The organism is Rhizobium sp. CRRU65 (assembly GCF_048551595.1).
GTDB classification, from domain to species: Bacteria; Pseudomonadota; Alphaproteobacteria; order Rhizobiales; family Rhizobiaceae; genus Rhizobium; species Rhizobium leguminosarum_J.
The window spans coordinates 411,200-428,181 of the sequence record NZ_JBLYZH010000005.1 but is presented as its reverse complement, the minus strand read 5'-3'; the positions used below and the strand labels follow the sequence as shown (position 1 = coordinate 428,181).

Genomic DNA, 16,982 nt, shown 5'->3' with positions numbered 1-16,982 from the left:
TTTAGGCTCCTGGTTTAGCAACTCTCAGGAGATCACCCATGCGTATAGCCGTGGTTGGCGCGACCGGCAGGATCGGTGCCAAACTTACCGAGAACCTCTTGGCCAAAGGCCATTCAGTCAAAGCTCTTTCAAGAGGAGGGCCGGCCCTCGATGACCTTGTCGCGAAAGGAGCAGAATCGTTCCTTGGCAGCTTCGATACGGGTGCTGGTGAACTTAACGCGTTCTTCGAAGACGCTGACGCTGCGTTCCTCATGGTCAAAACCATCTGGGGCTCGGAGGACCTCCATGGGCACTACCCTACGGTAGCGCTTCGGTTTTTCGACGCCCTTCGGGATTCCCCTGTGAAATTGGCCGTGAGCCTGACCGGAATGGGATCCGAGGTCAGCGGAAACACCGGCCATTTTCAGGGCTTTCATATCCTGGATCAGATCCTCAACCGACTACGCGACATCAAAGTGGTGCACCTGCAGGGTGGCTGGTTCATGCAGGATCTTGCCGGGTGGACCGACTCCATCGCGCAGCACGATAGGATCGGCTGGTCGCTTGACCCAAACGTGAAAACTCCTTGGATTGCCATTCAGGACATCGCGGATCTCGCGGCGAAAGAGTTCGACGCGCCGACTGACCAGCACCGATCCGTAAAGCAACTGGGCATCGATTACACGATGACCGAGATCGCCGCGATTATCAGCCGGGCACTCGCTAGAGAGGTGGACTATCGCTTCATCGATAGGAGCGATCGCGAGGTCGAGGCGGTATTCCGGGAGAGGTTCGGAGCTCTCGGACGGTGGGTCTACGATAACGACACCTTGGCTGCTCTTAACGATGGGCGTGTAAAGTTTCACGATGATCGTCCTGCACTGCGCACCACAATGGAAGAATTCGTCAAAGACACACTCCGGCCGCTGATCGAGAAGGCGCGGACGGATGGCGTCAAACCAGAGACCTTCCTAACGTGGAGCTCACATCGCTAGAGCTTTCGGAGATTCCGCAGCGAGCGGGCAGTGGTGGCTGAGCCAATGACAACGATCAACTTCTCGGCGCGTTTGAGAGCCTGATCGTTGATGAATTGGCGACCGATGAAGCGGCTGGAATCTGCCGATGAAGATCAGGCATTCTCGGTGAGCCGCCGCCCACTTTGGACGTGATTGCGCAGTTTCCATCTACACCGCCGAAGGTTTCTTCCGGATCAACGGCTTCGCTAATAGTAAACACGTCGGCGGTTAGACCCCGTTCAAGGCGGCTGCCATGGACCAGGCCCCAGGTCGTTCCAATCATCGGTGGCAGTAAGGATCTGCATCCAGGCCGCCGCATCCGGCGTCGCGGCCAGCTATACGTTTTGAGGCACGTCCACAGCCTTATCACGGGACGATGTTTTAATCGTCTGACCGATCCTGAGCAGAAAGGCGGCGACATATGGCAGCGAGGCGGGCACCCACATCAACAACCCGGCCAACTGCTGATCTTCGAGGGGCGTGAGACCGTAAAGGTCGGTGGTCAAAAAATGCGGGCTGAACAGAGGGTGTGGAGTGAGCGTCAGAAATGCCCCAAGCATCGTCATCTGCAATATCGTGCCACCGCAGATGGCGAGCGCACTGCCTGAGGCGCGTCGCGGGTAGAGGATTTCACGCCAAAGCCACAGGGCCGACAGAAGGAGAGGGATTTCCATTGCCCAATAGGCAAAATTGCTGGAGAGAGCCCAGGCGTAGGGAAGAGGCAGATGCCAGAGCCAGACCATCACTGTGTGTACGACGAATGCGGCCATGGATGGAAAGCGATCAAGCGTAACAGATGATCCAAAGAAAAAGCGCCAACCGAGCGGCGCAGCAAGCGATACCAAGACAATATGATGGAAGGCCCGTGCCGAGAAGAGGGCGGAGCTGAAGGCACATAGGGGCGAGACAAAGGCGAGGACACAAAGACCCATGAACAGGGCCCACTGACCCACCCGGTCTTCCGCCATAGCTCGGCGCCATGTCCACAGCGCCACTAGAGCGATTGCCGACAGCAGGATTGGGTCGAAGTTCCAGTCCGCCATCAGGGCCTCAGGTGCTGGAGCGTTACCGCAGTAGGGTTCGAGCTGGAAGGTCATGATAAAGCCATCACCGGACAATTGACGAGGAACCAACGCTCGGCCGAATTGTTCCAGGCTTGCCAGTTGCGTCGAGCTGGGAGCTACTATGTGTGACCATGTCAAATCGAAAGAAACCTGCGAAGGCCGCGACTTTACCGGACAAGCTGTTCACTGGCCCGTTCCGGCAACAATATGGCGCTCTCTGTTTTCGGCGGACTGAAGGCGCCGCGATCGAGATACTGGTCATCACTTCGCGCGACAGCGGCAGATGGATCATTCCGAAGGGGTGGCCGATGAAGCGAAAGAAACCATACGAGGCTGCTGCGATCGAAGCCTGGGAAGAGGCAGGCATTCGCGGTGCCGTTCATAAGAAACCCGTCGGCCGTTACACCTATCTCAAGGAACTGGATGACGGAGACGTCGCGCCATGCGTCGTTGAAGTGTTTCAGATCGAGGTCCACGAGCTGAATGCGGACTTCAAGGAACAAGGACAGCGTACGCGTGAATGGGTCAGTCCGGATGAGGCTGCGAGGCGTGTGCGGGAAGTGGAACTGAAGTCAATGCTCGCGGATTTCAGGCCAAGGACAGGGCGAAAGATGCAAGCCGAATGATCGCGACTAGGCCGCACTCAGAACGGAGAGATCTCAACGAAATGTCGCGTCTGCGGGAACCGGCTGCCTAAGAGAGGGTTTTCGCCTCAATGTGGAGGTCTCAACTATGCGCTGGCGTTCCTGGTTGACGGATTTAGGCACATGGACTGCCAGCCCCATCGCTTTTGCCATTGTAATTTTCTATGGGATCTCCTGGCTCATCTTCAGCCCCGAGACGCTGGAATGGCACGGCCTCGCCACGCTGATCACCTGGATGATGACGCTTTTCATCCAGCGGGCGGAACATCGGGATACACAGGCAATCCATGCCAAGCTCGATGAACTGCTACATGTGCATGGCGATGCGAAAAACGAAATCACCCAGATTGACGAGAAGGAGCCAGAGCAGATCGAGCGCTTTCGGGCAACACATACCGAATCGGAGTAATGGGTATAGCTGGAATGTGTCGCTGTGGCATAATTTTAAACCGTCTGTCTATTCGAAGACATCCACTCGGCAGGATGTGGGATAACTCGGGAGCGAAGGACCATCGGTGAAGACGCGAGTTCGGACAATTTTCTTGGGGGCCGCTCTTACTGTTGCAATGCTCGCCGCTGGCGCGTGGCTCATCACCAAACCAAATATCCCTTTTGAAGAGAATGATCCGGCGTTCGTGAAGCCGGGCGATCCTGCTCGTGGCGAATTGATATTCGCCGCAGGAGATTGCTCATCGTGCCATGCGACACCTGGGCAAAAGCATCGGTTGCAACTCGGCGGCGGCCTTGCGCTCGCCTCGCCGTTCGGCACGTTCCGGCCTCCCAATATCTCGCAAGATGCGAAGGACGGAATTGGTTCGTGGACCGCCGCCGATCTTGGCAACGCGCTGATCGGGGGCGTCTCTCCCGACGGACAGCATTATTATCCGGTCTTTCCCTATCCAAGCTACACCGGAATGACGGTGGACGATGTTCGGGACCTGTTTGCCTATCTGAAGACTCTACCAGCAGTGTCGGGCGGCGCGCCGCCCCACGACCTCGTCGCACTCTTCCGCATCCGGCGGTTCGTCGGCTTCTGGAAGCTGCTGTTTTTCAACGAGGGAAAGTCCGAAGCCGTGCTGAGTGGCGATCCCATCCATGACCGAGGCGCCTATCTCGCCGAAAGCGTTGCCCATTGTGCCGAGTGCCATTCGTCGCGCAATGTCTTTGGAGCGATCAAGCAGGCGACGCGATATGCCGGGGGCGAGGATCCTGAAGGAACGGGGTTCGTTCCGAACATCACGCCCGCGCGTATTGGCGATTGGTCTCAGGCCGATATTTTCGAGGTTTTGACCAGCGGCAACACCCCGGACCACGGGCGCGTCGGATCCTCCATGGCCGACGTTGTCACTAACACCGCCAAACTCCCCGCAGGTGACCGCGATGCCATTGCAACTTACATTAAGTCGCTGCCAGCACGACCGACACCGCAGCCGTAGTCACTGCCCGTAAAGATAGGCAGCCAAGTCCCGCGCTTCGGCTTCTGAAATACCGGTGTCCGGCATCGCCGTTTTGGCATCGAACGCACTCGGCGCCACAATCCAGTGGACAAGCGCCTCCGCGTCATTATTCGCGACTCCCGCTAGGTAGACGCGCTGGCGTATGTCGACCAGTGGGCCGCCGACCTTGCCGTTGGCTCCCGCGATGCCGGGAATCGTATGGCATCCGGTGCAACCATAACGCCGGAAAATCTCAGGCGCACGGGCGGGATCGCCGCGAGCAAGTAAACTTGCGACTTCTGTCCTCTGGTTGCGATCTCTAACCTGGTACGTGAGGACCCCCGCCGCGAGCCCGAGCATCGTGACCAGTAACAGAACTACGATCTTGACGGGAAACCCTTCGCCGCTCATTTTCTGTCTCCGGCACCGTTTCGGATCAGTGTTGACAAGGGTTTATTATAAAAGTGGCCGCAGCCTGCATCGCCAAGGCAAACGCAAATGCTGATCCCGCGAGAACGCTGATCGTCCTGATGAACGTATCTGACCTCGATTTCGGGCTTCTAGGTGCCGCCAAAGGCGCCAGAACACCGACAACCGCCAACAGTGCTAGAAGCACCGTGGCCATCACGGACCATGGCCTGCCCATCCGGCAGTCCACATAGGGCATGACTTGGCCAATCTGTGTGCTGACGGCCCAAGCTAGTGGGGCGAAAACCAATCCTCCAGCGACTGCGATGGAATATCTCATAGACGCGGCACCCAATAAAGACAGAGATAGAGCGGAACCCACGTTGCGACAACAAAGTTCCAGTACATGACGTTGTCCTCCACATCGCCATAGCGCCTAGGATTGTCGCCGTGCCGCGTGAACATCAGGCACATCAGAACCAGCGTGTCGATCAGATCGGTCAGGATGTGGGTGGTGTGCAGTCCGAGCAGCACCCAGGTGATCGAACCATAGGCGTTGCTGTCCCACATCACGTGGAGGGCCGGGAACTCAAATACCCGCAGGAAGAGCGGGGCGACGCCGAGCAAAGCCATGACGATCAGGCCGATCCGGACCTTTTTTAGCTCTCTGCGTTCAGCCCAGCGCGCCACCAGCACGTTCGGTATTACGCTGACAGCGAGCACAGCGGTCAAAAGAGTGCCAGGCAGCAGATCAGGCGCCGGCGCGTTGATCGGCCAGACGCTGGCGATGCTCATCAGGTAAAGGTAGACGACTATTCCGAGAGCAAAGCCGGTCCCTTCGATCAACATGAACGCCAGTGTTCCCCACCAGGTCGGGCTGGCGGTGCCGGAGCCGTGCAATGGCAGGTGCGAGACATCGAGAACCAGGCGCTCTTTCATGACTCATCCTCCGGGTCGCCCTTTGGCCAAAACCAGCCGGTCAGGGCGATTGCGATCGGGATTGAACCCCAAACGACCGCCCATGGCGAGAACATCGACCATATCAGCATGATCGACGTCGCGATGGCTGCAATGAGTGGCCAGATCGAATTGGTGGGCGAGGACTCCCGTGCTTCAGGCTCGGCCTCGACGACGCCACTGACGATCAGTTCCCGTCGGTCCAGCCGCATTCCGCTGACCACCGGCAGATCCGACGAGCCTGACCATAACGGTTCACGCTGGCTGACAACCGGGATGCGCCGGAAATTATAGGGGCTGGGAGGTGAGGTCGTTGCCCATTCCAGCGTGGATGCGTTCCATGGGTTCTCTTCGGCAACAGCGCCGGAGCGCGCACTGCGGACAACGTCCATGAAAAACAGGAGAAATCCTACGGCGAGAATAAAAGAGCTGAGGCTGACGAACAGGTTCAGACCGGCCCAAGGCATCTCGGGCTGATAGGTATAGATACGACGCGGCATACCGAAGAGACCGAGAAGATGCATCGGGAAGAACGTCAGGTGGAAACCGGTGAATATCAACCCGAATACCCAGCGGCCGATCCGTTCGCTCATCATCCTTCCGGTGAATTTTGGGAACCAGTAATAGATCGCTCCAAGCAGCGGGAAAACAGAGCCGCCAACGAGGACGTAATGGAAATGCGCGACGACGAAGTAGGTGTCGTGCACCTGCGTGTCGAATGGCACCGACGCCACCATGACGCCAGTCAGTCCGCCAAGCACGAAGGTGATGATGAAGCCGATAACGAACAGCATTGGTGACTTGAACACCGGTCTTCCATCCCACAGTGTTGCGAGCCAGCAGAAGATCTGAATGCCGGCGGGCACGGCAATAGCCATGCTGGAGGCCGTGAAAAAGCTCTCGCCAAGTCGCGGTAGGCCGACGACGAACATGTGATGCACCCAGAGGCCGAAGGCGAGGACGCCCGTCGAAATCAACGCCATCACCAGGGCCAGGTACCCAAACACCGGCCTGCGGGCGAACGTCGAAATCATCGTCGACACCATTCCCACCGCCGGCAGGAAGATAATGTAGACTTCCGGATGGCCAAAGAACCAGAAAAGATGCTGCCACAACAGGACGTCGCCGCCCTCGGCGGGATTGTAAAAATGGGTACCAACTAGACGGTCGAGAATCAAGGTGCTGCTTGCAAACATGATCGCCGGCATCGCCAGGATCACAAGGAATGAGGTGACCAGCATCGACCAGACGAAGAGCGGAATTCGATCCAGGGACATTCCCGGTGCGCGCTGCTTGAATACGGTAACGACGATCTCGACAGAGACAGCAAGCGCCGAAACCTCCGTGAACGTGATCATCTGCGCCCAAATGTCAGCTCGCTTTCCGGCACCATATTGGGGGCCGGAGAGGGGGACATAGGCAAACCAGCCCACATCGGGACCGACGTCCAGCGCGAATGCGATCCATAACAGCAGGCCGCCGGCTAAAAATATCCAGTAGGAAAAAGCGTTGAGGCGCGGAAAGGCGATGTTGCGGGTGCCGAGCATCAGCGGCACGAGATACACGCCCATGGCCTCCATCACCGGTACGGCAAACAGGAACATCATGTTGGTGCCGTGCATCGTGAAAATCTGATTGTAGCGATCGGGACTGATATAGCGCGCCTCGGGCGTGGCCAGCTGGAGGCGCATCGCCATCGCCAGGATGCCGCCAAGTAGAAGAAACACAAAAGCCGTGACGATGTAGCGCCGGCCGATGATTTTGTGATCGACGGTCGAAAGCGCGCCCCACAAGCCTGTTGGCGTTTTCCAAATCTGATGAAGCCTGAGGTCGATCACCTCGTCGCCAAGATCCACATCGGTCAGCGGGGGAGGATCAGCGCTCATTTGAGACTTTCTAGGTAGGCGGAGACCTGTTTCAACTCTTCCCCGGAGAGCGGCACGAGCGGCATGTTGTTGCCGGGCTTGAGCGTCTGCGGGTCAGCGATCCAAGCAGCGAGGGACCCGCGAGTATTCGGCAAAAGCCCTGCCGCGATCGTCTGCCGGCTTCCAACGTGCGTCAAGTCAGGCCCGGTTACCCCGGCCGCCGATGTGCCGCGAATGGTATGACAGGCGGCACAAGGCTTGCTCATGAACACCGTTTCGCCGGCTGTGACCTGTGGATCTGCCGGCGGGAGCCGTTCACGCTGCTGCCCCTGCACCCATTGCCGATAACTCACCTCGTCTTCAGCAATGACAAGCACCGCCATGTGGCTGTGCTGCAGCCCGCAATATTCCGCACACTGGCCGCGATAGATTCCCGGTCGATCAGCATGCAACGTCAGTTCGTTGATCCGGCCCGGTATTAGATCCAGCTTTCCCGCCAGGCTCGGAACCCAGAAAGAATGAATGACGTCGGCGCTCTCCAACCGTAGTTTCACAGCTTGTCCGACAGGGATGTGCAGCTCGTTGGCCGTCTTGAACTCTCGCCCCGATCCATCATCGGGATAGATGAACTGCCACCACCACTGCTGACCTCGCACGGTGACGGTCAACGCTGTTTCGGAGGCTTCGCCAATCTTGCGCGTCGTATAAAAACTTATGATCGTCAGACCGGCGATGATGAAAGTGGTGGCCGCCACCGCTCCGGCGATAACTTTACGCGCTTTCTGGTCGTTGCCAGCAACCCCGCGTCCGTCACGCGGTCGTAGCAGGGACCATGCCAGCACCAGCATCACCAAAAGCCAGACAACAGCGCAGACCACGACAATGACAACGATGAGCTGTTTCAGGGCGGAAGCCGATGCGCCGGCTGCGTCAAGCGCAGACTGCGACCCCGTACAGCCTGAGAGACAGAGAGACGCAAGGGACGGGCCGATGATCGAAGAGCGCGTCAAGGCGATGGCCCCTGATCAGGGTGCGCGCCGGCGGGCCCCTCGTCGAAGAGAGCCGCGGCCGGTGCGCGGTTCTCGGACGGCCGGGTGTTCTTGTCGTCATTGCGACTGGGCGCGGTCGTTTTTGCCGAATAGGCGCCGATCGTTCTCACATAGCCGGCGAGCTGCCAGATTTCATCGATCGTCATCTTGTCACGAAAGGCAGGCATTCCGTGGGGCCTGCCATCGCGGATGGATGCTACGACCGAGATCATCTCAGGACCGTAAAGCCACCATCCGTCCAGAAAAGATGGGCCGGCCGCACCCCGGCCGTCGCCGTGGCATGCCGGACAGCCAAACCAGGAATAAAGCCGCTTTCCCTGGCTCAAATCGTAAGCGGTACTTTCGTATGGCTTTCCCAGCTTGAAATAGATTTCTGGCGGCGCTCCGCTGATGTCATTCGGCATCAAGCGGATCTTCTCGAACTCGGCCGAAAGCGGCGGATCCAGGCGCAAGGTGCGGCCTTCTCGTGCCCAGCCCACGAGAGCGCCCGCGCCGACGACAACGGCGCCACCAAGTGCGATGGCTATAGCTGACCGACGATTACCTCGAACACTGCCCATGGAAAGCTTCCCGTGCCGGATCAGTCCTTCGGCTGCTGCTGTGACCTGGTGATGAATACCGGGAGCAGCTTGTAGGACGGCGTCTTCGACTGGGCATCGTGGTGTCCCAACGGAAAAAGCGGGTTGCATTCCGGATAGTATGCCGCGCAGCAGCCTTGCGGAATATCGTACTCGACGACCCTAAGCGCGCCTACCTGGCGCGCGGTCGAGTGATCGATGGCCGTGCGCAAATCGACGCTGTCGCCGTTGGCGAAGCCGAGGCGAGCGACGTCATCGCGATTCATGAAAACGACTTTGCGTGTTCCGTTGACGCCGCGAAACCGATCGCTGTAGCCGTAAATGGTCGTGTTGAACTGGTCGTTCGATCGCAGTGTCGACAGATGCAGGACGTCTTCTTGCGCGCCATCGATTGCAAATTCAGGAAACAGCCGGTCCGGCGTCAGGAAGTTCGCCTTGCCCGTCTTGGTAACCCATTTCCGTTCGCGCGCTGGCAGGGGCCGAGCGAACCCACCCGGCTGGAACAGCCGCTTGTTGAAGTCGCTGAACGTTTCGGGATAGGTGCGCTCGATCGCGTCTCTGATCCGGCTATAGTCGTCGATCCATGCATCCCAGGGGACGTCACCACGGTCCAAGGTGGCTTTCGCCAATCCGGCAATGATCTCTGGCTCAGATCTTAGATGGCTACTCGCCGGTGTCGCTTTGCCGCGCGACCCATGGAAGTGTGCGACTGAGCTCTCGATCGATACAGCCTGTGGACCGGTGGCCTGGTTGTCGATCTCCAACCGCCCCAGACAAGGCAGCAGATACGCGATCTCGCCGTGGAGCACATGGCTGCGGTTTGGTTTGGTCGCGATCTGCACCGTCAGGCGCAATTTCCTCCAGGCCGCCTCCATCGCCTCTGTCTCCGGCACGGCACGCAGAAAGTTACCGCCGAGGCCAATGAAGGCACGCGCTTGGCCATCGAGAATTGCTTTGCAGGTGTCCACCGTCGATCGGCCCGTCCAACGCGGCGGTTCGAATTTGTACAGCTCGGACAGCTTGTCCAGGGGCACGAGCCCCGGCTTTTCGGTAATACCGACCGTTCGTTGTCCCTGGACGTTGGAGTGGCCCCGAATGGAGCAGATATTGGCGCCTGGTTTACCGATGTTGCCACGCAGGAGCGCGAGGTTGGCGATCATATGGATGTTGTCGACGCCCATCACGTGCTGCGTGACACCCATCCCATAGGCTATCAAGACTGCCTTGGCTTTTGCATAAGTCTGTGCCGCATGCGTCATCTGCTCCCGTGTGAGACCGGAAACTCGCTCAAGCTCCGCCCAGCTATAGGACCGGGCCGCATCGGCAAACTGTTCGAAACCGGTTGTGTGCTCCTGGATGAAGTCGTGGTCGAGGACATGCTTCTTGTCGGCAGCTGCAATCGACGCGGCAAATGCGATCGTTCCGGCCTCAGATGGGTCATCTGGGATGTCGTCGTTCCCAGCGATTTTACTTGTTCCTGACGCTTTGAGCGCATCGTCGGCCTCGATCAACGCCTTGCACACGCCAAAGAGCGCTGCGATATCGCCACCATTCTTCACCTGATAGTATTCCGACGAGATCAGTGTTTCCTTCGAGGACAACATCTCGGTTGGCGCCTGCGGGTTCTTGAAACGTTCAAGGCCCCGTTCCCGCAGCAAATTGAATGTAACGATAGGAACGCCGCGGTGTACGGCATCCTGCAGGTCATGCAACAGCCGGGGCGAGGACGTCCCGACATTCTGGGCGATATAAAATATGCAGTCGGTGTTCTCAAAGTCCGAGAGGACCGCCGTTCCGACCGATGCTCCGATACTTTCGGGCAAAGCCACCGAGGTGCTCTCGTGACACATGTTGGAACAGTCGGGGAGATTGTTGCTGCCGAACAGTCGTGCGAAAAGTTGATACATATAAGCCGCCTCCAGAGAGGCGCGACCGGACGTATAAAAGTCGACTTGTTGGGGCGTGAGGGCTCGAAGTTCTTTGCCGATTTCGGCGAATGCCACGTCCCACTCGACCGGCTCATACTTATCAGTTTCTGCGTTCCACCGCATCGGCTGCGTCAACCGACCCTGTTCCTCAAGATCATGGTCGCGCCAGGCTTCTAGCTCCCTCAGCGTATGCGCGGCAAAGAAGCCGGCATCCGCCCTGCGGTTTGTTACCTCCCAGGCGGTAGCCTTGGCGCCGTTCTCGCAAAATTCCAGCGGATGCGTCTTGGCGGGCTTCGCCCACGCGCAGCTGACGCACATATAGCCTTCGGGCTTGTTTTGCTTGTCCAGCAAGGCGGCGCCGCTCGCCGGGATATGCTCACGGAGCAGGATCCCGGCAACTGATTTTGCGGACCCCCATCCACCGGCCGGGCCAGTGTATGGCTTGATCGAGGGTTTGTCTTTCGGATGTGCTGTCATGATCGCTCCCAAACTATCTAAAGCTCTCTGAAAACGACAAGTTCCTTAGTGTGTGCTTTTTTCGCTTCCGGCCGGCTATTTCGCCAAACAGCGCTCGGTGTCCGCGCCCGGAAAGGGCGTCAATGTAAGCCCGAACATCTATCGATCAGCCATTCTCGCGCGTAGGCGTTGGTGATTTTAGCGATAGCCGTCGGAAGCCGGTTGAAACCATGCGGCCCGGCCGGAACGATGCTTAACGATGCGTTTCCGTTTGCGTCTTGCCAAGTGCGGAACATCTGAATGCTGTCATCGACGATGGGATCGAGCTCGCCCGCGATGAACAGAGCCGGCGGGAGGCCTTCGAGCTGCGCATGTAACGGCCCATCCCGTTCATTCCAGGGCAAACTGGAACGTAATCTTTGAAGATTTCGAAGAGCAGCGGGAGCGTCCACGATGAGGGAGGCGCTATTGGCGCTCCTGAGGCTGCGCGATCCCTTGAAATCAAACGCGCCGCATGTCGAGATAAATCCCCGGAATGCTTCGACCATTCCCCGGTCCCGCAGACGCAGCAAGGCCTGGGCGGCAAGGTGAGCCCCAGATGACTCACCGCCCAGAACAATCCGTCCGACGCCGAGATCTGACAGGTTCCGGACCACCCAGTTCAGAGCGATTTCACAGTCGTCTATGGCAAGGTCGACGCGATCATCGAGGGCGTTACGAAAATCGACAGCGACGGCGATGAGTTGGCACTCTTTAGCGACACGTGACGTGATGCCATCATCGAGGCGGGCATTGCCGAGCACCCACGCGCCACCGTGAAAGTGCACATAAACACCTCTTGGCGCTCCATCGGGCAGGAGAAACCGCAAGCCGACGCTACGTTCGCCGGCCGCGATGCTTCTGCTGAAAACGCGGCAGTCGTGAAACAGGCGCGATGGAAAGACGGATTGCAGCCCCAAGACTATGGCGTTGGCGACTTTCGCATTCCACCTGCGATCGGTGTAGTATCGTGGAAGTAAATGCAGAAGCGCGTTCAGCCGCTGAGCGCGGGTGACATGTTTTTCTTCAAGGCGGCCGATCAAGTCGCAGGCGCGTGAGCTCATCCGGCTGCGCCTTCTTCATGCATCCGCGGTCCGACTTCGTCGACGTCTACCGGTTGGGGAGGTGGCGCGCCTGCATCGCAGCCTTGGAATTGTACAGCGAGGCTATGGTCGCCAAGGCGGTCCTGCATCATGCCGGCCATCACGTTGAGAGAAGCCTCGACGCCATGCCTGGCCTCGAAACTGCGACACGCTTCCTTGAGTGCTCTGGCATCAGCGTTCATGATCTCATGCCGTCAGGACGACCTTGATGCAGTTGTCCTTCTTGTCCCTGAAAGTCTCGTAGAGAGCCGGGCCGTCTTCGAGCTTCGCCCGATGCGTGATGATAAAGCTCGGATCGATCTCGCCTTCCTCGATGCGGCGAAGCAAATCGAGTGAATAGCGGTTGACATGGGTCTGACCGGTGCGGATCGTCAGTCCCTTGTTCATTGCGGCGCCAAAAGGAATCTTGTCGAGGAAACCGCCATAGACCCCAGGAACCGAGACGATCCCGGCGGGTCGGCAAGCCATGATCGCGGTTCGTAGCGCATGCGGGCGGTCAGTTCCAAGCAGGGTGGCGGCCTTGACCTTGTCGACGACGGCATCAAATGATGCTGTAGCATGGGATTCCGCACCAACAGCGTCGATGCACTTGTCGGCGCCATGACCCCCGGTCATCTCCTTGATGCGGTCCGGGATTGTGCCGTCCACTTCGTCGAAATTGATGATCTCGGCTCCAGCCGACTGCGCCAGCGCCAGACGCTCCGGAACATTGTCGATGGCAATGATCCGCGCGGCACCCTGCATCAGCGCGCTTTTGATGCAAAACTGACCGACCGGACCGCAGCCCCAGACGGCGACGATATCGGTGGGTTCGATCTCGCAGTTGGCTGCGGCCATCCACCCCGTCGGAAAAATGTCGCCTAAAAACAGCGCCTGCTCATCGGTCATTCCATCGGGAATGACGATTGGAGAAACGTCTGCATAGGGAACACGCACATACTCCGCCTGACCGCCGGCGTAGGCGCCCGTCAGATGCGAGTATCCGAACAAGCCGGCGGTTTGATAGCCAAACGCCTTGGTGGCGTTATCGGCATTGCGGTTGGTGCGTTCACAAACCGACCAGTTGCCTCTGAGGCATTGCTGACATTCCCCACAGCAGATGGTGAACGGCACCACCACCCTGTCACCAACCTTCAGCTTCTTGTTGTCACGTCCGACCTCAACGACCTCGCCCATGAATTCGTGGCCGAGCACGTCGCCCTTTTCCATAAAGGGAATGTAGCCATCCATCAGGTGCAGATCTGAGCCGCAGATGGCGCAGGCGGTCATCTTGATGATGGCGTCGCGCCCATCTTCGATCTTGGGATCCGGAACGCTGTCGCAGCGGATGTCGCCCTTGCCATGCCAGCACAGTGCCTTCATCGATAAGCTCCTTGTAAGTTCAATTGATCGCGGCCGTTCCTTCAGCACGGATTTGCGTGGTGATAGCAAGAATGAGCGCAACAACCCCGATTGCGTAGACCGGCCAGCGCGTATCCATGGGAAAGGGAAAAAGCCAGGGTGAGAGCAGCATTGCTACGCCAAAGATGGCATCAAGCAACGAACGGATCCGTAGGAACCGCACAGCGTCAATTTCATGGTCGGTCAGGAGCCTGTAGAGCACCATAATGATGCCGAGCGCGATAAGCACCATTCGAGGAGTGCCATTGAGTTCGAGAAAAAACGGCAGGCCGATCACAAAGGACCCGACGGCATAGTCAGCAATTCCATGAAGCATGGTCGGCACGAAGCGCATTGTTCCCCCTATCCTTTCCGGCCTTCAAACTTCCAAATGAGGCGCTGGTTCCCGTTTTTCAGGGAGCTTACGGATCCGCAAAAACTCAGCTACGCGTGGTCCCCCGATGGCGGGAAGTGGCTTGGGCAGTTTTTGTAGGATTGTAATCTGCTGTCCACCATGATCGTATATCACCTTGCAGCGACGGCTCCTGACGCGGTGGTTTCACCGAGCGCCGAAATTACGGCGGCCCTTGCACGCGAGATACGGCTTTTGATCGTGCCGAGTTCGCACCCGCACACCCCTGCGATATCCTCGTAGCTGTCGCCATTTGCCGCCATCAGCAACACCTGGCGCTTGTCGGCGTCGAGAGCTGAAATGGCTTTATCGACTTCCCCCGTGCGCAAAGACCATTCCTGGGTCGATTGTACCGCCTGCCCGGATGTAGCGACTTCCATGTCCGCACAGAGGGTAAATCTCTGGCGGATCTTGTATTTCGTGCAATAGGTGTTGCGGGCAATCGTGAACAGCCAGGATTTTACGTTGGTCCCGGGCCGAAATTGATCAATGTGAGCGAGCGCCTTGAGCATGGTATCCTGCGTGAGATCGTCCGCATCTGTCACAGATCGTTCGAACCGCATCGCGAACCGGTGCACCGCCGGCATTAACGCAACGATTTCCTTTTTGATCTCCACACCCGTTCCACCCAGTCCGCTCATGTTCTCTCTCCTCGTGGCCGAAGAAGAATGAGGATGGAAGCTACGCGTTCCCGCTCGTTCGGGAACAGTGCGGAACCGTACGGGCGATTCTAGCGGCGGGAAGGCGTAACGTTTCACCACGACCTAGACTATTGCTGGGCCGCGTCGAACATCATCCTGAGGATGGCGAAGACACAGAGTAGACAGACCAGCCAGGTGAAGGCCGAGTTCAGAAACAGAAGGACGAGCTTTCTCATGTGTCCATGGACGTAGTCGTCGATGATCGTCCGCATGCCGATATCCATGTGGACGGCGCTGAGAAGAATGAACGCGAGGAGGGCGGGGCCAATCCAGAAGCTGCCGATCGAAGCAACGACAAAGTCGCGATCTCTTCCAAGCAGATAGATCCCGATCCCGATCAAATAAGGGGTCAAGATGCCCAATGCCAAACCCGATGCTTGTTTGAGAACGTAAGGCCGGGTGCCTCCCTTCGCTGATCCCAAACCCCGAACGCGTCCGAGCGGTGTCGTCATCGTGGTCCTCCCAACTCGCAAGCGTCCTCTTGCGTCGGCTCGCTGTTGAACCAATTCACCTTTCAAGCAAAGCGAACTTACTTGACCGAAGGCCTTCGCCGTATTCGCTCACCTGCCTTGCTCACGAAGGTCGCGGCCCCTGTTTTAACGACCTGAAGGTCGGGCCGGTCTTCAGGATGAGCAATGGCATGCTCATCAAACTCTAGCTCGCGCTGGCTATCACCATGGTCAGAAATGACTGGGGGTGCAGCTAAGGTTTCACAGGGTCCCGCGCTGGGCCGTTCCTCCGCCGCCCGACAGTGCTCAGACTGCTTTCCGGCCGGTCGGCCCGCTGCTCCCCGGATCCGATTAGCGCGTCGGCCGATGACATCATCTTGACTTGCCATTCCTTCTTTCTCCCCTGGTCGATCATCAACGTGAGACTATCGGTCTACCGGTAGGCGTCGTTTCCGCTCTTGCCAGGCTTTGCCGGGTCGAGCGCATACGGTCGTCCGTCAGGCACGGCAATTGCTGAAAAATTCGCGGCAAGCTCGTGGAGACGCGCACGCATGTGTTCGCCCCGAACCGGCTGGCCGTGCCCCGTGATGACCAGTTCCGGTTCCAGACTAGCCAGCATGACGACCGAGCGTTCGGCCTCGTCCCAATCGGGTGTCAGGTAGCGCGGTGGCCCGTGCATCTCCGGTTTTTGCGTCAGGACCTCGTAGACGGATTCCTGGCCTGTCGTGACGATCGCGTCGCCGGCTATCAAGGTGCGGTCACTTTCACGCCACAACGAGATGTGACCCGGCGTGTGCCCTGGCGTATGCAGCCACTTCCATCCCGGCATGGCTGGTACACTCCGATCCGGCGGCAGCATCTTCAGCCACCGACCCACATCGACGGGGGAGCGTGGAAAGAGAGGCGACAACAGCGCCATGGCGCCACCGCCGACAAAGGCATCGGCCGGCGGATAAGAAGCTTGTCCGTTTAAATATGGAAACTCGAGAGGATGCGCGTAGACTGGAACGTCCCAATGCTCCGCGAGCCCCTCCAGGGAGCCGGCGTGGTCGAAATGGGCATGCGTCATGACGATCGCAGACGGGCGTGTATTTCGTCCGAACCGGGCTTCCGCCGTCTCGACGATTGTATTCTTCGACGTCGGCAGACCGGTGTCGATCAACACCCAGTCATTACCCTTTGCAGGGTCGCCGTGGAAAATCACATTGACGATCGACATCAGGCGGTATGCCAGATCAGGTGCAAAGACCCGTGCTCCAGACGCGCTTTCCGCAGTCGGCGCAATATCGTCGGTCTCAAGTGAAAGCTGAACAACCATCAAAATCTCCTTCGTGAGCGCAACGAACTCCGCTCCGAGGGAGAAGTTCCCTCTGCTCATTCTTCGGAAGGCGCAGACAGGAGGGAACCTGATCGGCTGTCGCTTGTTTGCGGGCTTCACAACGAAGGAGAGCTCCATGTTCGACACTGACGGTAAGCTGCAATATCCTGTGGCAGACGCCGGCGGATTGCGGGCGTCCG

General features: G+C 58.4%; 18 protein-coding genes. 4 read left to right on the top strand and 14 right to left on the bottom strand.

The window, feature by feature from the left end:
* Nucleotides 1–38 precede the first annotated feature (38 nt).
* On the top strand, nucleotides 39–974 hold the full coding sequence (locus tag ACM5SV_RS13625; protein ID WP_419425308.1) for an NmrA family NAD(P)-binding protein: 936 nt from the start codon (nucleotides 39–41) through the stop codon (nucleotides 972–974).
* A gap of 356 nt (nucleotides 975–1,330) precedes the next feature.
* On the opposite strand, the gene ACM5SV_RS13620 is transcribed toward ACM5SV_RS13625, so the two are convergent.
* Nucleotides 1,331–2,092, bottom strand: coding sequence for a cytochrome c oxidase assembly protein (locus ACM5SV_RS13620; protein ID WP_032997101.1), 762 nt, complete (start codon nucleotides 2,090–2,092; stop codon nucleotides 1,331–1,333).
* Between the two features lie 98 nt (nucleotides 2,093–2,190).
* Between ACM5SV_RS13620 and ACM5SV_RS13615 the strand changes: the two genes are divergently transcribed.
* The 3 genes from ACM5SV_RS13615 (at nucleotide 2,191) to ACM5SV_RS13605 (ending at nucleotide 4,139) form a co-directional block, all read left to right on the top strand.
* On the top strand, nucleotides 2,191–2,685 hold the full coding sequence (locus ACM5SV_RS13615) for an NUDIX hydrolase (protein ID WP_003555358.1): 495 nt from the start codon (nucleotides 2,191–2,193) through the stop codon (nucleotides 2,683–2,685).
* A 106-nt stretch (nucleotides 2,686–2,791) separates the two neighbouring features.
* A complete protein-coding gene (locus ACM5SV_RS13610) occupies nucleotides 2,792–3,112 on the top strand; it encodes a low affinity iron permease family protein (protein ID WP_003555359.1) in 321 nt (106 codons plus the stop codon).
* Nucleotides 3,113–3,269: 157 nt separating this feature from the next.
* Nucleotides 3,270–4,139, top strand: coding sequence for a c-type cytochrome (locus tag ACM5SV_RS13605; protein WP_419425325.1), 870 nt, complete (start codon nucleotides 3,270–3,272; stop codon nucleotides 4,137–4,139).
* On the opposite strand, the gene ACM5SV_RS13600 is transcribed toward ACM5SV_RS13605, so the two are convergent.
* The 13 genes from ACM5SV_RS13600 to ACM5SV_RS13540 form a co-directional block, all read right to left on the bottom strand.
* A complete protein-coding gene (locus ACM5SV_RS13600; protein WP_003555361.1) occupies nucleotides 4,140–4,550 on the bottom strand; it encodes a c-type cytochrome in 411 nt (136 codons plus the stop codon).
* 333 nt (nucleotides 4,551–4,883) lie between these two features.
* Nucleotides 4,884–5,486 carry a cytochrome c oxidase subunit 3 gene (locus ACM5SV_RS13595; RefSeq protein WP_003555362.1) on the bottom strand — a complete coding sequence of 201 codons (603 nt, stop codon included), beginning with the start codon at nucleotides 5,484–5,486 and terminating at the stop codon, nucleotides 4,884–4,886.
* Nucleotides 5,483–7,390, bottom strand: coding sequence for a cytochrome c oxidase subunit I (ctaD, locus tag ACM5SV_RS13590; RefSeq protein WP_419425307.1), 1,908 nt, complete (start codon nucleotides 7,388–7,390; stop codon nucleotides 5,483–5,485). The genes ACM5SV_RS13595 and ctaD overlap by 4 nt, the downstream gene beginning before the upstream one ends.
* Nucleotides 7,387–8,379 (bottom strand): cytochrome c oxidase subunit II, encoded by a 993-nt coding sequence (gene coxB / locus ACM5SV_RS13585; protein ID WP_419425306.1) that lies wholly within the window; start codon nucleotides 8,377–8,379, stop codon nucleotides 7,387–7,389. The genes ctaD and coxB overlap by 4 nt, the downstream gene beginning before the upstream one ends.
* Entirely contained in the window at nucleotides 8,376–8,978 is a 603-nt protein-coding gene (locus ACM5SV_RS13580; protein WP_012760471.1) for a c-type cytochrome, read from the bottom strand. The genes coxB and ACM5SV_RS13580 overlap by 4 nt, the downstream gene beginning before the upstream one ends.
* Nucleotides 8,979–8,998: 20 nt before the next feature.
* Nucleotides 8,999–11,401 (bottom strand): FdhF/YdeP family oxidoreductase, encoded by a 2,403-nt coding sequence (locus tag ACM5SV_RS13575; RefSeq protein ID WP_419425305.1) that lies wholly within the window; start codon nucleotides 11,399–11,401, stop codon nucleotides 8,999–9,001.
* Between the two features lie 119 nt (nucleotides 11,402–11,520).
* Nucleotides 11,521–12,483 carry an alpha/beta hydrolase gene (locus ACM5SV_RS13570; protein WP_221970495.1) on the bottom strand — a complete coding sequence of 321 codons (963 nt, stop codon included), beginning with the start codon at nucleotides 12,481–12,483 and terminating at the stop codon, nucleotides 11,521–11,523.
* Nucleotides 12,480–12,704: a permease gene (locus ACM5SV_RS13565; protein ID WP_128439502.1), complete on the bottom strand. Its 225-nt coding sequence runs from the start codon at nucleotides 12,702–12,704 to the stop codon at nucleotides 12,480–12,482. Before ACM5SV_RS13565 ends, ACM5SV_RS13570 begins: the two co-directional genes overlap by 4 nt.
* 4 nt (nucleotides 12,705–12,708) lie before the next feature.
* A complete protein-coding gene (locus tag ACM5SV_RS13560) occupies nucleotides 12,709–13,884 on the bottom strand; it encodes a zinc-dependent alcohol dehydrogenase (RefSeq protein WP_012760468.1) in 1,176 nt (391 codons plus the stop codon).
* Nucleotides 13,885–13,903: 19 nt separating this feature from the next.
* Nucleotides 13,904–14,257, bottom strand: coding sequence for an SPW repeat domain-containing protein (locus ACM5SV_RS13555; RefSeq protein WP_128439503.1), 354 nt, complete (start codon nucleotides 14,255–14,257; stop codon nucleotides 13,904–13,906).
* A gap of 170 nt (nucleotides 14,258–14,427) precedes the next feature.
* A complete protein-coding gene (locus tag ACM5SV_RS13550) occupies nucleotides 14,428–14,955 on the bottom strand; it encodes a sigma-70 family RNA polymerase sigma factor (protein ID WP_128439504.1) in 528 nt (175 codons plus the stop codon).
* Nucleotides 14,956–15,083: 128 nt separating this feature from the next.
* Complete coding sequence (gene sdhD, locus ACM5SV_RS13545; RefSeq protein ID WP_128439505.1) at nucleotides 15,084–15,467, bottom strand: succinate dehydrogenase, hydrophobic membrane anchor protein; 384 nt, start codon at nucleotides 15,465–15,467, stop codon at nucleotides 15,084–15,086.
* 430 nt (nucleotides 15,468–15,897) lie between these two features.
* Nucleotides 15,898–16,782 carry an MBL fold metallo-hydrolase gene (locus ACM5SV_RS13540; RefSeq protein ID WP_128439506.1) on the bottom strand — a complete coding sequence of 295 codons (885 nt, stop codon included), beginning with the start codon at nucleotides 16,780–16,782 and terminating at the stop codon, nucleotides 15,898–15,900.
* Between the last annotated feature and the right edge of the window lie 200 nt (nucleotides 16,783–16,982).

Coding starts and splice junctions, on each gene's coding strand:
- ACM5SV_RS13625 (WP_419425308.1), top strand. CDS start 39: ATGCGTATAGCCGTGGTTGGCGCGACCGGCAGGATCGGTGCCAAACTT.
- ACM5SV_RS13620 (WP_032997101.1), bottom strand. CDS start 2,092: ATGACCTTCCAGCTCGAACCCTACTGCGGTAACGCTCCAGCACCTGAG.
- ACM5SV_RS13615 (WP_003555358.1), top strand. CDS start 2,191: ATGTCAAATCGAAAGAAACCTGCGAAGGCCGCGACTTTACCGGACAAG.
- ACM5SV_RS13610 (WP_003555359.1), top strand. CDS start 2,792: ATGCGCTGGCGTTCCTGGTTGACGGATTTAGGCACATGGACTGCCAGC.
- ACM5SV_RS13605 (WP_419425325.1), top strand. CDS start 3,270: ATGCTCGCCGCTGGCGCGTGGCTCATCACCAAACCAAATATCCCTTTT.
- ACM5SV_RS13600 (WP_003555361.1), bottom strand. CDS start 4,550: ATGAGCGGCGAAGGGTTTCCCGTCAAGATCGTAGTTCTGTTACTGGTC.
- ACM5SV_RS13595 (WP_003555362.1), bottom strand. CDS start 5,486: ATGAAAGAGCGCCTGGTTCTCGATGTCTCGCACCTGCCATTGCACGGC.
- ctaD (WP_419425307.1), bottom strand. CDS start 7,390: ATGAGCGCTGATCCTCCCCCGCTGACCGATGTGGATCTTGGCGACGAG.
- ACM5SV_RS13580 (WP_012760471.1), bottom strand. CDS start 8,978: ATGGGCAGTGTTCGAGGTAATCGTCGGTCAGCTATAGCCATCGCACTT.
- ACM5SV_RS13575 (WP_419425305.1), bottom strand. CDS start 11,401: ATGACAGCACATCCGAAAGACAAACCCTCGATCAAGCCATACACTGGC.
- ACM5SV_RS13570 (WP_221970495.1), bottom strand. CDS start 12,483: ATGAGCTCACGCGCCTGCGACTTGATCGGCCGCCTTGAAGAAAAACAT.
- ACM5SV_RS13565 (WP_128439502.1), bottom strand. CDS start 12,704: ATGAACGCTGATGCCAGAGCACTCAAGGAAGCGTGTCGCAGTTTCGAG.
- ACM5SV_RS13560 (WP_012760468.1), bottom strand. CDS start 13,884: ATGAAGGCACTGTGCTGGCATGGCAAGGGCGACATCCGCTGCGACAGC.
- ACM5SV_RS13555 (WP_128439503.1), bottom strand. CDS start 14,257: ATGCGCTTCGTGCCGACCATGCTTCATGGAATTGCTGACTATGCCGTC.
- ACM5SV_RS13550 (WP_128439504.1), bottom strand. CDS start 14,955: ATGAGCGGACTGGGTGGAACGGGTGTGGAGATCAAAAAGGAAATCGTT.
- sdhD (WP_128439505.1), bottom strand. CDS start 15,467: ATGACGACACCGCTCGGACGCGTTCGGGGTTTGGGATCAGCGAAGGGA.
- ACM5SV_RS13540 (WP_128439506.1), bottom strand. CDS start 16,782: ATGGTTGTTCAGCTTTCACTTGAGACCGACGATATTGCGCCGACTGCG.